We start from the raw sequence: 14,604 nt of genomic DNA on the forward strand, positions 1-14,604 counted from the left end.
TAACATGACAAACGAGTTTTTAGAAGCGTTGGGAATTGTGATTCGTGATCAAATCATCATGAAGAATTCCGTAGAAATAAAAGGCTTGGGTACATTTAAAGCCGTTCATCACAATCAGAAACAAGAAAAGCAGGCCGATGGCACCAATGTGATGGTTCCCCCAAAAGATACTGTAGAATTCACAGCCGAAAATAAGGGGTAAGTCATGCATATAGATCATCAAAAACTGGTAGAGCTGCTCACCGAAACTTCGGGAATTGAAAAAGAGAAGGTTGAAAGTCAGCTCGAAGAACTTGTTGAAGAAATTAAAGAAGCCATTGCCGAAGGTGATGCTTACGAAGTATCAGGGCTGGGAGTGTTTAGTGGAATTGGAAATAACATTCTCTTTATCCCATCGGATGATTTTGCCACCGAAATAAATTACAAGTACGTGGGCATGGAGCCGATAGAGATGGATGATGCTGCTTCGGAAACCACCGAGGAAGCCCCTCAATCAGAAGAAGAGGAAGATAAATCGGACGATGTTGTAGCTGATGCCGGTGAGGACGACGATCCTTTTGGCGGACTCCTTGAAGATGAAAACAAAGAGGCAGAAGAAACCCCTTCTTTTGAGCTTGATGACAGCGATGATGAACCCATTGATGAAGATACCTCCGAAGACGCAGAAGAGTTTGCCGATGAGGAAGAAGAGGCTCCCTTTGATTTTGCCGAAGAAGACCTCGAGGACAACACCGAAGAAGAAATCTCAGATTCGGAAGAACCCAAACCCGGTCCTGACAAATGGGGAATTGACACCTATAAAGATGATTCAGCCGAACGCACCTTTTCCGGATTATTAGGGGATAAGGATGATGATGCTAAAACGGATGACTCTGACCTTGCTGCTGAATTGAATAAGCAATTATCAGAAGGAGAGGAAGACGATGATTCTCTGGATGCTCTTTTCGGCGATGCTGATGTTGATGAAGAGCTGGAAGGAAGCACGGATAGTTCCGGTGATGATGACGATGATCCTTTTGCTGACCTGGCCGGAGATGAGGAAGAAGCGGAAGATCTTATCGACTCGGATGTTATTGATGAAGATCAGGATGAAATTATACCGGTTATTACCAATCTCGCCTCTGAAGAAACCAAAAAGAAGCGAGCTGAACAGGAAAAAGAACAGTCTGATCAAGAAGACGGGGAAACGGCGGAAAAAGAAGACAAATCATCGAATCGACCCAAGCGGCCCTCCACCTCCAGAGATTCGCAGGGAGCGCCTGTTCTGCTTTGGGTATTATTGATCATCGTGGTGCTGGCTGGCGGAACGTACGGGCTTGGTTATTTTGGTGTAGTCAATATTCCCGGAATAACCCCACAAACCCCTCAGCAGGCTTCTACCACTCAGCCCGACCCGGTTCCAATGCCTCCGGTTGATGAAGAAACTCCATCACAAACGGCTGAACAAAACAACCAGGCCAACCAGCCGCAGAGTAGTTCAGAAACAACCCCTGATGAAGAACCTGCTGAACAGGAGCAAACCCAAAATATCCCTCCTCAGGAACAAGCAACTGATAATCCGGTATCACAAAGTGAAGCCATCCCTGCAGGGCAGCCTGTGTATGGGCTTGAGGGCGTCACAAACCCGAGTGCCAACGACGGTTATACCATCGTGGTTTACTCGCTGAGTAATGAAGGGAATGCAAAATCAACAGAGCGAGAGCTGAGCAACGCTGGTTATCGTGTGCTTTTGGCTACCATACCTTCACAACAATATGGGCAGCTTTGGCGCGTAAGTTTAGGGCAGTTCGAATCGATGCGTGATGCTGCCATCGCCGCAGAAACCCTTAGCTCACCACTTTCAGACAATTATTTCATAACCAAAATTAACTAAACGAATATCATCTACATGCACTTATTGCTGATTTTTTTGCAAGACACGGCCTCGGTTGACTCACTGATGGCCATGCAGGAAGAGACCGTCACCTTTTTTGACCTTTTGATCGAAGGCGGCGTCTTAATGATCCCCATCTTTATTCTTTTCGCTATCTCGATTTACGTAATCGCTGAGCGCTGGAGCGCGGTTAACCGCTCTCATGTAGCACCGGAAAAGTTTCTTTCCACTATTGAGAGCATGCTCAAGTCCGGAAAAGGGGGAGCTTCCAACGCTATGGATTATTGCGACGAGTTTGACAAGCCCATTGCCCGAATTATTAAGGCAGGTATTAAGCGGCTGGGAAGGCCCATTCGTGATATCGAGGATGCCATCGACAATGCCGGAAAGAAAGAGATTTTCTTCCTCGAAAAACGCATGAACTGGCTGGCAACCGTTGCCGGCGTAGCGCCATTACTGGGTTTCACCGGAACCGTAACCGGTATGATTGAGGCCTTTATGGATATTCAATCTCTTCAGGGAAACGTGAACCCGAGCGTGTTGGCCGGTGGTATTTGGGAGGCCCTGATTACAACGGCAGCCGGCCTGATTGTCGGCCTTATTGCCTACGGCTTCTACAACTTTCTGCTGGGTAAAATCAACCGCTCTATTTTTGAGCTGGAAAACGCCTCAGCTGATTTCCTCGACCTTCTTCAATCACCTGCAAAAAAAGAGAATAACTAATTATGTCGCGCGATTTCAGACGTGGAGATAAAAAGCTTCCGCCGCTGTCGCTGTTCTCACAGTCGTCGCTGACGGATATTGTACTGTTGCTGCTTATTTTCTTCTTGTTGACTTCTTCTTTCGTGACCAATTTTGGTATTCGTGTTGAAGTCCCCAAAGCGGAAAGCAGTGCCGCAACCGAGCCGCAATTTATTTCAGTTGCCGTTACCAAAGACGGTGAGTTTTATGTGGACGGCGATTTAACAGCCCGCGGATCGCTGGCAACGGCCATTCGAAATGCCCGAAATAATAAGCCTCAGGGAACCGTTGTACTGAGAGCCGACAAAGATGCCAAAGTTGATGACGCCGTTCGCGTAATGAATGTAAGCAAGGCTTTAAATCTAAAAATTGTAATGGCCACCGAACAAGGCTCATAATCATCTCATGAAATTCACGGAAGACGATCGCTTAGCACTGTATGTAACCTTCGGGTTAAATGCGGCTTTATTGCTGTTCTCTCTATGGTTTACCTTAGATATGAACCGGAATGCACGTCCGTCTTACATTGAAGTGGAGTTTGGTGAATTTAAAACCGGCCAGCTTGCCGAGTATTCTGAAGTTAAAAACGAGGAAGTTGCCCAGCGCCCCAATCCTTCTGAAACAGAGCCCGAACAACCCGTTGAAGAAGCGCCCGAACCGGAAGTAACTCCACAGGAGACTACCGAAGAACAAACCAAGGCTGTGGATCTGTCTGATCAGACGGAAGACGTTCAGGAAGACCCGGTTTCAACTCCTGAAACGGAGAAAATTGATCCGAATCAGGAAGAAACCAAGCCGGAAGAGGAAGAAGTGGAAGTACCGCCGGTTGCCAAAGAAAATGAGACCTCTACCGATGGGGCTAAAGAAAGCGGCGATGTGGACGGAGCCCGCGGCGATATGAACTCTGACCAGGGTATTGGAAATGATGAAGAGAAAACATCCCCCTATGAACTTAAATGGGAGGGAGAAATTGACCGCTCCCCCATGGTTCAACCCCTTCCCGAAAACTCTGCCAATGAAGAGGCTGTTATTACGGTTCGTTTTGAAGTAAGGCCGGATGGAACCGTTGGAAGAATCATCCCCTTAAAAAAAATGAACCCGGAACTGGAGAGAGAAGTGATGAGCACGCTCCGTACCTGGCGCTTTTCACGATTACCGGGTGGCGTTCCTCAGCAAACTCAGTGGGGTACCATCACTTTCCGATTTGTGTTTGACTAAGATCTGCAAGTCCGGAATATCATCTTTCCCAAGTTTAGCATCCTTTTTTTGATGCCACTACTGCGTAAAATAATTGTTTGAACTAACATCCATTATTGAACATCGGCTTATTTCTCGGCAGATGTATCAGAGTCCTCAGAGCCGTGCTTAACATCATCCTTATCAAAGTTCAAACCCGAGCGTACATGTAAGTCTCTTTGCGGGAATGGAATCTCGATATCGTATTCGGCAAACTTCCGTACAATTGCCTGGTTCAATGCGTTTTGTACCTGATATCTTTTCTTCACATCCGGAATCCAGGCCAGCAGCTTCATATCCCAGGAGGAATCTCCAAAGCTTCGTAGCTGCACTTCGTGATTAGGTGTTTTAAGCACATCCTCGCTTTCCTCAGCTACTTCATTGAGAGCCTTCAGCACGTTGTCAAGATCAGAAGAATAAGATACCCCTACATCTATGCCTAACCGATACGTAGGATCCCCATGTGAAAAGTTGATCACATCCTTTGACACAAACTCTGAGTTTGGCACAATGATAGAGATGTTGTCCAGCGTTTTTACTTTTGTTGAACGGATGTTTATTTCCTGTATATCTCCTTCAATGTTATTAACCATCACGCGGTCGCCAACAGAAATGGGGCGTTCGAAAAGTACAATCAAACCTGAGATAAAATTCGAGGTGATGTTCTGCAGGCCAAAACCAATACCAACCGACAGAAAACCAAAAATAACCGCAAGCCCAGTCATATTTATTCCCAGGAACTGGAAGGAGATAAACACACCGATAACCACCACCACATATTGAGACATCCTCGAAAGGGTATAGCGAAGTCCGCCATCCTTAACGAACCGGGGTAGAATTTTGCGGTTCAACATTCTCTTTGTAAAAGAAGCCAGGAAGGAAAAGCCTATCAGCAGCAGAATGAAAACAATCAGCTTAAGAAAGGTAACCGGCGTATTCTGAATGGAGAAAAGCTGAACCTGTAGTAAGTCCCAGATATAGATAAAAAATTCAGACAGAGAATAATCCGTTGGGTTGGGAATGTTTACCGAGTCTGCCCGGATAAGCCCGCTATCAGGTGCGAGGGAATCTATTTGTGATGGTGCTGTTGTTGGTAATTGATTCATAGAGCCAAATGTAATGGATTGAAACAAAAAACCCACACGTTTTTCCGATACTAACTGAAAGCAGGCTCGTAACCAGAACGACCCTCCACTTTAACTCCCACTTATTTATCGAGACTTACTTTCGGCGCGTTCCAAATCTCATCGTTGTAATCATTGATGGTTCGGTCGCTCGAGAACTTCCCGATATTTGCTGTGTTCAGTATGGCTTTGCGATTCCATTCGTCCTGATCTTTGAACAGAGCCGAAACTTCTTTCTGCTTGTTCACATAGGCTTCGTAATCGGCCAGCACCATGAAGTAATCACCTTCATGCAGCAGCGCATTAATAATCGGCTGGAATAACTCTTTATCTCCATTACTGAAGAACCCGCCCCGGATTTGGTCCAGCGCCTGCTTCAATTCTTCATTGGCGTTGTAGTAATCCCATGGGTTGTATCCCTCCCGTCGAAGCTGATCGATTTCTTCTTCTTCCAATCCAAAGATGAAGATATTTTCGTCGCCTACTTCTTCTTTTATTTCCACATTAGCACCGTCCAGCGTACCGATAGTCAGAGCTCCATTCAGGGCAAACTTCATGTTACCGGTTCCGGATGCTTCCATTCCCGCTGTAGAAATTTGCTCAGAAAGGTTGGCGGCCGGGATCAGTTTTTCGGCCAGCGTTACGCTGTAGTTCTGCAGGAATACACACTTCAGTTTTTGGTTTACTTCCGGATCGTTATTCACCACTTCGGCAATGCTGTTAATCAGCTTAATGTGGAGCTTGGCCATGGTATAACCCGGAGCTGCTTTTCCGGCAAAAATCACCGTTCTTGGGGTCATATCCATTTCCGGATTTTCTTTCAGGCGGTTGTACAGCGTAATCACATGCAATGCTGCCATCAGCTGACGTTTATACTCGTGTATTCGCTTAATCTGAATATCAAACATAGACTCCGGATCTACATCCAGGTCGTTATGCTCTTTAATGTATTCCGCGAGATGCTTCTTGTTCTCCAGCTTAATCTCGGCAAACTTCTTCCTGAACTTCTTATCGTCAGCGAACTTGTTGATCTTCTTCAGTTCTTCGAGTTCGGTAATCCAGTCGTCTCCAATTTTGTCTGAGATCAAATCAGAAAGGGCCGGGTTGCATTGTTTCAGCCATCGGCGGGGTGTAATCCCGTTGGTTTTATTGGTGAATTTATCCGGATACATCTCATCAAAATCGCGGAACATAGATTCTTTCAGCAAACGTGAGTGCATGGCAGCCACGCCATTCACTTTATGAGAACCTACAATACCCAGATGTGCCATATGAACTACCGGATGCTCACCTTCGCCCACAATGCTCATTCGGCTCTGGCGGTTTTTATCATCGCCAAGTTTAATTTTTACATCGTCCAGAAAACGACGGTTAATTTCATAAATGATATTCAGGTGGCGGGGCAGCAGATTTCGAACAAGGGAAACCGGCCATTTTTCCAAAGCCTCCGGTAACAAGGTGTGGTTGGTATAAGCCATGGTATCTACCGTGATGTCCCAGGCTTTTTCCCACTCCATATGTTCTTCATCGAGCAGGTAGCGCATCAATTCGGGTATAGCCAGGTTAGGGTGCGTATCGTTACACTGAATGGATACTTTTTCAGGAAACTTGGTGAAATCAGACGACTGTTTTTTGAAGCGCCGGATGATATCCTGCATCGAAGCCGAAACAAGGAAGTACTCCTGTTTCAGGCGCAGCTCCTGTCCCACAAATACCTTATCGTTTGGATAGAGTACACGGGAAATATTCTGCTCTAACTGATTATCCCGAACCGCATCGATGTACTGTCCCTGGTTAAAACTTTTCAGGTCAATTCCGGCCGATGATTCTGCCTTCCATAATCGCAGGTAATTCACAATGCCATTGTCATAACCCGGTATGGGGGTGTCGTAAGCCACTGCTTTTACGCGATGTGTATTTTCCCAGCCATAATGGGTGTTTCCATTGCTGGATTGAAGCGTAGCTTGGTTCCCATAGAACTCTACCGGGTACTGCACTTTAGGGCGCACCGTATCCCATGGGTTTCCATATTTCAGCCATAAATCCGGCCGCTCGATCTGGTAACCGTCTTTTATTTTTTGGTAGAAAATTCCATAATCATAACGAATGCCGTGACCGATAGCCGGAATTCCCAGCGTGGCCATAGAATCAAGGAAGCATGCTGCTAGCCGGCCAAGACCACCGTTTCCAAGCCCGGCATCCCATTCCTGATCACGTATTTCTTTATAAGAAAGGTCCAGATCGTCCAGAGCTTCAGCAACCAGGTCTCGCACATCCAGATTCACCAGCATATTGTCCAGAAGCCGGCCAATCAGGTACTCCATAGACAGGTAGTACACCCGCTTGGCGTTCGTCTTATAAAAATGCTGCTGTGTTTTCAGCATTCGGTCATTAAGACGATCCATAATGGTAAGCGCCACACTTCGGTATTTATCCCAGCTTGTGGTTGAAAATTCATCCTTGGCCAGGGTATGACGAAGATGCAGTTTAATGTCTTCCCGAAGCGAGTCCTTATCCATTCCTGACCTGATATTCACTCCGTTCATCTTTTTGGTACTCATAAAATCTGGTTCTTAATAAATAATCTTTAAATCTTTTCACGTGATTAGTGACAAGTGATTATTAGCTGACAGGCACCTCCATCAAAGTGTGAAGTACTTTATCGCTTTTCACTAATCACCCTCACTCTTCCTTTACATAAATACCTGAATCAGGCTCAAATTTCGGCCGGGTGAGGTTGGCAGGGAAACCGAGCTTATGAAACGACTCATAGGCGTTAATTGCAACAAAATCCTGCTGAAAAACGCCAAAAACACTGGAACCGCTTCCGCTCATACTGGCATAATCAGCTCCGAACTCATAAAGCTGATCCTTAATGTTGCCAACCAAATGGTGTCGGGGAAAAACGGCTGGCTCCAACTGGTTCATCAGAAGATATCTCCACTCTTTAGGTTCTTCTTCCAGTAATACATTTTTTAGTGAAAACTCTGGTTCGGGGTTGGGCTCACAAAACTGGTAGGCTTCGGCCGTACTGCTTTCTATTTCCGGGAAGGCTGTTACTATCCATGCGTCGGGCTGAATATCCAGTTCCTCAATTTCTTCTCCAATGCCCGTAGCAAAACCCGGTTTTCCCTTGATGAAAAAAGGGACATCGGCACCGATCTTTTTCCCCAATTGCATGAGGTCATCCTGATTTAATCCAAGGTTCGCAATCTTGTTCATCATGCGAAGGGTGGTAGCTGCGTTGCTGCTTCCTCCGCCAAGGCCCGCACCGGCTGGAATGTTTTTTTCTACTTCTATATAAAATTCGTCTTTCAACCCGGCTTCCTTTTGCAAAAGCTTAATGGCTTTTACAATGAGGTTGGTATCATCGACCGGAATTTTTTCATCGCTCATTACCAATTCCATTCGAGGAGCATGTTTTACCTCAAACCGGTCGTTCCATTCTATAAAGCAGAAGCCGGTTTCAATGGTGTGATAACCGTTCTCCTGTCGCTCGAGCACGTTCAGCCCAAGGTTTATTTTTGCATATGAATTTGAAATCCAGAGTTCAGCCATCAGTTTAAAAAATCTTCTTTGTGTTTCATCATAAACTCAAATGCGGCATCGTGTTCGTTTGGGATATCCCCATTTAAGATTGCTTCCTTCACTGCATCTTTTATATCACCCACCGTGCGACTGGGTTTGATGTTGAGCGCCTTCATAATCTCCTCTCCGGAAAGCGGGTTCTTCCAGTTGCGGATGCGGTCTTTTTCTTCCACTTCTTTAATGCGCCGCTCCACATAATCAAAGTTTTTTTGGTAACGCTCCTGCTTGTAGTCGTTCTTTGTGGTCACATCAGCCCGGCACAGTTTCATCAGGTCGTCGATATCGTCGCCAGCCTCATAAATTAACCGTCGAATCGCACTATCCGAAACCTCATCTGAAACCAGGGCAATGGGGCGCAGGTGTAGCCGAACCAACTTCCTTACATAACGCATGCGTTCATCCAACGGAAGCCCCAACCGGCGAAATATTCTTTTGGTCCACTTGGCCCCCAGGGCATCATGACCGTGGAACGTCCAGCCGGCACCCTCCTGAAAACGCTGAGTAGGAGGCTTGGCGATATCGTGCATGATGGCCGACCATCGCAGCCAAAGGTCCGCGTCCATCTCAATCACATTATCCAGCACCTTAAGCGTATGCCAGAAATTATCTTTATGACGAACACCTTTCACTTCCTTAACGCCGTGCAGGTTGTGCATTTCTGGAAAGAACTCTTTCAGCAGTCCCGTCTTAAAAAGCATTGTGAAACCAAGTGACGGATTATCACTCATAATAATTTTATTCAGCTCTTCAATAATCCGCTCTTTAGAAATAATGTTAATGCGCTCCGACATTTCGGTAATGGCATCAAAGGTGTTTTCTTCGATACGGAAATTCAGCTGAGAAGCAAAACGAATGGCCCGCATCATCCGCAGGGGATCGTCATCAAAGGTTTTTTCCGGGTCGATGGGGGTGCGGATGAGTGCCCGTTCCAGGTCGTCCATCCCGCCGAAGGGGTCATTCAAATCCCCAAAGTTCCCTTTATTCAGCGACCATGATAAGGCGTTAATGGTTAAATCGCGCCGTAGTTGATCGTCTTCCAGGGTGCCGTCTTCAACAATGGGCTTGCGGGAATTCTTTCGATAGCTTTCTTTTCGGGCGCCCACAAATTCCAGTTCCAGCTCTCCGGCTTTAACCTGTGCGGTTCCGAACTGCTTGTACACAGCCAGCGAAGAGCCTTCAATTTTTTCCGAAACTTTGCGCGCCAGCTTAATTCCGGAGCCGACTGTAACAAAGTCGATATCTATCTCTCCTTGTTTAGAGCGGTTGAGATAGTAATCCCGGACGTAGCCGCCAACAACATAAACAGGACAGTCCAATTCCTGTGCAGCGTCGCTGATGATGGTAAATACGTTTTGATGTTCGGCCGGTATGTTTTCCATGTGTTTCAAAGCATGCCAAAGATAGGAATGTTAGCGATTGCTTTCAGAGGAGAACTAAGATATTTTCAAGGATATTAATTCATACATTTAAAGACCGTTTAACAAATAAATAGTCTATGGGAAATGCAAAAAAGTGGGTAATAGCTACCAACGGTACAAAATATGCCAGTGCGGCGGTAAAATATGCGGCAGAGCTTTTTCGGGATTTACGCACCGAGCCGGAAGTCTATATTCTGGTGGTTGCCATCGATGATGATGCCCTTACTGAAGCCAAAGCTATTGTTGAAATGGCCAAATACACCTTCGAAGACATCGCCGGCAAAGAAGGCCCGCTTACACCTTACGTGGAAACCGGCGAGCCGGGCAAGGTGATTGTGGAGCAAATGAAAAAGCTGAAAGCCGATCACCTGTTTATTGGGGGAGCTGATTTTAAGTGGGATATCAATGACGAAGGCCCGGGTGGAATCAGTAATTATATTATTGAGCATATCTCCGGCGGGGTTACGCTGATTAAATAAAGGTTGGGCTGATGAGTAGTGGCCCGTTCTTAGTTTGAGGCAGAGCCTCGTGTAAGCATTCCGGAGCAGGGAGCCGGAACGAGGTTAGCGCCAGAAAAGGGTTAAATGTATTGTTACAGCAATTTCTCTACCGCGATTTAAGTAGATCAATGTGCAGAAATTGTTCTTCACGGATTACATGAATTATATATACAATCTCATTTTCCTCCCGATAGAATATCCGGCATGGAGAAAACACTACTTCCCTATATATAGAGTTATCAATCTCTTCAACAAGCTTACCACTTTTAGGATGCGAAGCCAGGCACTCTATTTTTTCGAAAGCAGATCGAACTAACTTCTTTGCAGCTGCTGGATTATCTAAAGAAATGTAGTCAGCTATTTCGTCTAGCTCATTGAGAGCCGATTCAGTCCAAATTATTCGAGCCATCTTGCCATGCGCTTTTTCGCCTCCGCATGGGGAACAATACGACCCTCAAGAATTGCTTTTTCACCACGAGCCAATCCTTCAAGGAGAGATAATTTTTTTTGAATGTGTTCAAAATGCTCCACATCCACAAGATATGCTGAAGGTTTTCCATGCTCAGTAATAAGCACCGGTTCTTTTTCCTCTCGTAACTCTTTGAGAAGTTTGGTTGCTTGACGTTTAAGTGTTGTGACTAATTCGGTTTTCATAGTAATACTAAAGTATCACTTTCAAGAAAAATGGGCAATATTGCTTTGAAATTAAAAAACAAAGCACTTTACACTATTAGGTACAGAGCGAAAAAGTGGGTGCGGTGCTGAGTAAGTAGAGGGGTAGCATTGTTTGAATCAGAGACTCATTAAGCATTCCAGAGCAGAGCACCGAAATGAGGATAAAGCTAATTTCAGATCCTCAAAATATATCATTCCACTTTTAGTCGCTATTCTTCTATTTTAGCCTTTGTTGTTAGCTATCAAAAAATATTCCTTTCGTGACTTTAGACTTGTTTGAACCCACCGCCATCACCCAGAAAGAACGGGTGAATAATGCCATGGGAGAGGAGCTTCCTCCGCATGAGCCGGGCGTATATACCATGTACGACAAGCACGATCAGGTTTTGTATGTGGGAAAGGGAAAAGACCTGCAGCAGCGTATTACTTCGTACCGGTACTCAAAGTCCAAAAAAGTACAACGGATGATCGCCCACCTGGAGCGCATCAGTTACGAGGTATGCAATACCGAAACGGATGCGATTCTGCTCGAAAACCTGCTCATCCGATCATTGAGGCCACCTTTCAATCACGCCAACAAAAAACCGGAGACTTACTACTACATTTCCACCGCGCGCCGGGGTAATAAAAAAGAGTTCCGCTTGTCGATGCGGGTGCTGGATGACTACCCGGAGGTGTACGGGTGCTTTAAAGGTCACCTTAAAACCCGAAAGGGACTCGGTGCTTTGCTGAAACTGCTTTTTGTGCAAGAAACAAGCATCACCAGTGCGCATTATCTGCCCAGCCAGCTACTAAACCGGATTACCCCTCAAAAATTTCAGCTTCGGCTGGATGAAAAGTCGGGGGGTTTAGTGGATCAGTTTCTGAAAGGGTCTTCCAGCCTGCTGGCCGATCAGTTTGAGGAACACATTATGGCCCTGACTTTTAAAGACCGGTTCACCGAGAACTACTTTGACAACGAACTGGAACAGCTCCGGATGTTTTTCACCCTCGGTCCGCAACGAAACTACCGAATGAAGAATGAGCTTGGGTTGCGGTCAGAACTCATCAACCAGGATGATATTGATGATTTATTAGCACTTATGAACGAGTAGAGTGTACAATATATGTTCCGGCGCGGAGCGACCGGAACCAGGCGGGATGGGCAACATTGAATGTTCAGTTTAATAACACCTCGCTCTGACGCTCTGCGTCGGAGCGAAACGGGCCAGCCTAAAGCTCAACCCACTCCATATAGTCTTTCAGCTCTCCTTTGGCATCACGGTTTTTACCTGTTTTGGTTTGGACTGTTTCGGGATATTCATCCGGGAAGAGAAAGACAGCACCCAGCAGAATTTCATTCTTTGGGATCCCTAGAAACTCCAGCACTTTTGGCTTTCTCAGGCACCCACCCGAAGACCAATAGTTGGTAATCCCCTTATCCGTTGCAGCAAGCAGCAAGTTTTGGATGGCGGCCCCGGTAGCAGCAATATGCTCCATGTTTTTTACATTAGGGTGAAACCTGCGACTCAGGGATCTTGATTTTTCCGGTAGCCAGGTAGCCAGGATTAAAGCATCAGCCGCGGCCAGCATTTGCCTGATGCCCTCGCTGGCTTTCATGGGTTCTTCTTTATTCAAGCTTTGTAGTAATTTCCGGCAGCTTTTTCCATCCAGCACGTGAAACCTCCAGGGCTCAGCGCCGGTCAGCTTCTTCTTTTGATGGTTCTCCGCACTTTGATAATGAAAGGGCGCCTGTCCGGCCAGCTCTATCAACCACTCGATGGTTTTGTTAAATTCTGCTCCTTTAGTCACCGGCAAAGGGTCATCCGGATTTACCCTCAATTTCAGGGTCCGGCGTTGTTGTATGGCTTCTTCCGTATTCATTACTGCTTGTTCATTTTTCAATTATTCCAGGATGTAATTTTTGGCAACCTGTTTGTATTCCTTCACTTCCTGTTCCACCCAGCTTTCGTCTTTCCCGAATTCCTGCGCCAGTAATCGCCCAACTTCGGGGGCCATTTCCACGCTGGCTTTGGCATCCAGCAGTAGTGCTCTTGTACGCCGCGATAGCACATCTTCGATGGTCTGGGCCAACTCATTTCGCACGGCCCAAATCACTTCTGCTTTAATGTAGGGAAGATCGGGGTGTAGCTGTTCTGCCAACTCCTCGTTTTCATCAATCAGCTTTTGCAGGGCTACCTTGTCTGATCCATACACAAACAGGTGGTCGTTCCGATCCACATTTTTAAGCCAGCCGTGAATACGAAGGTCTTTGGTCGGGCATTCTTTCACCTCCAATCCTGCCACCAACGCTGCCCGGTCGATAGTGTCTTCGGCCATTTTACGGTAGGTTGTCCACTTTCCACCGGCAATGGTTACCAAGCCCGATTCTGATACCTGCAGGTGATGACTTCTTGATATATCAGAAGTCTTTTTTACATCCGGCGGTTTTACCAGCGGACGTAATCCGGCAAACACACTTTTCACATCTTTTCGGGAGGGGTTTTTGGTGAGATATTGAGCCGCATGACGCAATATGAATTCAATCTCTTCTTCCAGAGCCACTGGTTCCAGCGCCGGTTTTTCTATTGGAGTGTCGGTAGTTCCTACAATCACTTTATTATGCCAAGGAACAGCGAACAGCACTCGCCCGTCATCGGTGTGAGGTACCATAATGGCCGACTCGCCCGGTAAAAAATCTTTATCCAAAACCAGGTGTATTCCCTGTGCACACAGAATGATGTTTTCATGATTCTCCTCATCCATTTTCATGATGTGGTCGGTGAAAATGCCCGTGGCATTAATCACCACCCGGGCATTGATTTCATGATCTTCCCCGTTCAGCATGTCCCGTGCTTGCAGGCCTTCTATAAATCCTTTACCATTTTTCTTCAGGCCGGTCACCTTCATGTAATTCAGCGGATAACCTCCTTCATCAGCAATGGTTTGGGCGAGATTAATGGACAGGCGGGAGTCATCAAACTGGCCGTCATAATACATCACCCCGCCACGCAGGTCCTTAGGCTCAAGCGTGGGAATTTTTTCTAATGTTTTCTCTTTCGACAGGTTTTCAGATTTCTTGATCCCCAGCTTTCCGGCCAGTGCATCATATACTTTCAAGCCAACCCCGTAAAACGGACCATTCCACCATTCGTAACTGGGTACTATAAATGATTGATGACTAACCAGGTGAGGGGCATTCTGGATGAGCAGTCCGCGTTCATGGAGGGCTTCAATCACCAGCGAAACATCACCCTGTTGCAAATAGCGCACCCCGCCATGGACAAGCTTGGTACTTCGGCTGGATGTTCCCTTGGCAAAATCATGCATTTCAAGAAGCAGCGTTTTATAGCCGCGGGAAGCAGCATCAACAGCACAACCCAGTCCGGTTGCTCCCCCCCCAATAACAACAATATCCCAGAAGTCATTGTAATTCTTTATCTCTTCAAGAAAAGCTGCTCTATTCATTA

15 protein-coding genes are annotated in these 14,604 nt (G+C 46.3%); 7 read left to right on the forward strand and 8 right to left on the reverse strand.

Features of this window, described 5'->3' with window-relative positions:
• Positions 1-4: 4 nt before the first annotated feature.
• Genes ABFW99_RS07060 through ABFW99_RS07080 form a run of 5 tightly spaced genes read left to right on the forward strand, consistent with a single transcriptional unit; the run spans position 5 to position 3,832 of the window.
• Positions 5-202: an HU family DNA-binding protein gene (locus tag ABFW99_RS07060; RefSeq protein ID WP_349354812.1), complete on the forward strand. Its 198-nt coding sequence runs from the start codon at positions 5-7 to the stop codon at positions 200-202.
• A gap of 3 nt (positions 203-205) precedes the next feature.
• The gene (locus tag ABFW99_RS07065) at positions 206-1,873 is read left to right on the forward strand and encodes an SPOR domain-containing protein (protein WP_349354813.1); all 1,668 of its coding nucleotides are present in this window, start codon (positions 206-208) and stop codon (positions 1,871-1,873) included.
• 15 nt (positions 1,874-1,888) lie between these two features.
• Positions 1,889-2,596: a MotA/TolQ/ExbB proton channel family protein gene (locus ABFW99_RS07070; protein WP_349354814.1), complete on the forward strand. Its 708-nt coding sequence runs from the start codon at positions 1,889-1,891 to the stop codon at positions 2,594-2,596.
• Positions 2,597-2,598: 2 nt separating this feature from the next.
• Positions 2,599-3,012, forward strand: coding sequence for an ExbD/TolR family protein (locus tag ABFW99_RS07075; RefSeq protein WP_349354815.1), 414 nt, complete (start codon positions 2,599-2,601; stop codon positions 3,010-3,012).
• 7 nt (positions 3,013-3,019) lie between these two features.
• Positions 3,020-3,832 (forward strand): TonB family protein, encoded by an 813-nt coding sequence (locus ABFW99_RS07080; RefSeq protein WP_349354816.1) that lies wholly within the window; start codon positions 3,020-3,022, stop codon positions 3,830-3,832.
• Between the two features lie 107 nt (positions 3,833-3,939).
• Here ABFW99_RS07080 and ABFW99_RS07085 read toward each other — a convergent pair whose 3' ends face one another.
• From ABFW99_RS07085 to ABFW99_RS07100, 4 genes are all read right to left on the reverse strand, one after another.
• Complete coding sequence (locus tag ABFW99_RS07085) at positions 3,940-4,956, reverse strand: mechanosensitive ion channel family protein (RefSeq protein ID WP_349354817.1); 1,017 nt, start codon at positions 4,954-4,956, stop codon at positions 3,940-3,942.
• A 101-nt stretch (positions 4,957-5,057) separates the two neighbouring features.
• Positions 5,058-7,535, reverse strand: a complete 2,478-nt coding sequence (locus ABFW99_RS07090; RefSeq protein WP_349354818.1) for a glycogen/starch/alpha-glucan phosphorylase — start codon at positions 7,533-7,535, stop codon at positions 5,058-5,060.
• Between the two features lie 121 nt (positions 7,536-7,656).
• Positions 7,657-8,532, reverse strand: a complete 876-nt coding sequence (gene ispE, locus ABFW99_RS07095; protein WP_349354819.1) for a 4-(cytidine 5'-diphospho)-2-C-methyl-D-erythritol kinase — start codon at positions 8,530-8,532, stop codon at positions 7,657-7,659.
• Positions 8,532-9,941: a CCA tRNA nucleotidyltransferase gene (locus ABFW99_RS07100; RefSeq protein ID WP_349354820.1), complete on the reverse strand. Its 1,410-nt coding sequence runs from the start codon at positions 9,939-9,941 to the stop codon at positions 8,532-8,534. Before ABFW99_RS07100 ends, ispE begins: the two co-directional genes overlap by 1 nt.
• Before the next feature lie 116 nt (positions 9,942-10,057).
• Here ABFW99_RS07100 and ABFW99_RS07105 point away from each other — a divergent pair, with 116 nt between their 5' ends.
• Positions 10,058-10,459 carry a universal stress protein gene (locus ABFW99_RS07105; protein ID WP_349354821.1) on the forward strand — a complete coding sequence of 134 codons (402 nt, stop codon included), beginning with the start codon at positions 10,058-10,060 and terminating at the stop codon, positions 10,457-10,459.
• A gap of 127 nt (positions 10,460-10,586) precedes the next feature.
• Here ABFW99_RS07105 and ABFW99_RS07110 read toward each other — a convergent pair whose 3' ends face one another.
• Complete coding sequence (locus ABFW99_RS07110; RefSeq protein ID WP_349354822.1) at positions 10,587-10,889, reverse strand: type II toxin-antitoxin system RelE/ParE family toxin; 303 nt, start codon at positions 10,887-10,889, stop codon at positions 10,587-10,589.
• Positions 10,877-11,134, reverse strand: a complete 258-nt coding sequence (locus ABFW99_RS07115; protein WP_349354823.1) for a type II toxin-antitoxin system Phd/YefM family antitoxin — start codon at positions 11,132-11,134, stop codon at positions 10,877-10,879. The genes ABFW99_RS07110 and ABFW99_RS07115 overlap by 13 nt, the downstream gene beginning before the upstream one ends.
• Before the next feature lie 281 nt (positions 11,135-11,415).
• Between ABFW99_RS07115 and ABFW99_RS07120 the strand changes: the two genes are divergently transcribed.
• Positions 11,416-12,249: a nucleotide excision repair endonuclease gene (locus ABFW99_RS07120; RefSeq protein WP_349354824.1), complete on the forward strand. Its 834-nt coding sequence runs from the start codon at positions 11,416-11,418 to the stop codon at positions 12,247-12,249.
• A gap of 118 nt (positions 12,250-12,367) precedes the next feature.
• Here ABFW99_RS07120 and ABFW99_RS07125 read toward each other — a convergent pair whose 3' ends face one another.
• Both ABFW99_RS07125 and ABFW99_RS07130 read right to left on the reverse strand, forming a co-directional pair.
• Complete coding sequence (locus ABFW99_RS07125) at positions 12,368-13,018, reverse strand: nitroreductase family protein (RefSeq protein ID WP_349354825.1); 651 nt, start codon at positions 13,016-13,018, stop codon at positions 12,368-12,370.
• A 21-nt stretch (positions 13,019-13,039) separates the two neighbouring features.
• Positions 13,040-14,602 carry a glycerol-3-phosphate dehydrogenase/oxidase gene (locus ABFW99_RS07130; RefSeq protein ID WP_349354826.1) on the reverse strand — a complete coding sequence of 521 codons (1,563 nt, stop codon included), beginning with the start codon at positions 14,600-14,602 and terminating at the stop codon, positions 13,040-13,042.
• Between the last annotated feature and the right edge of the window lie 2 nt (positions 14,603-14,604).

This window comes from Gracilimonas sp. BCB1 (assembly GCF_040117685.2).
GTDB lineage: Bacteria > Bacteroidota > Rhodothermia > Balneolales > Balneolaceae > Gracilimonas.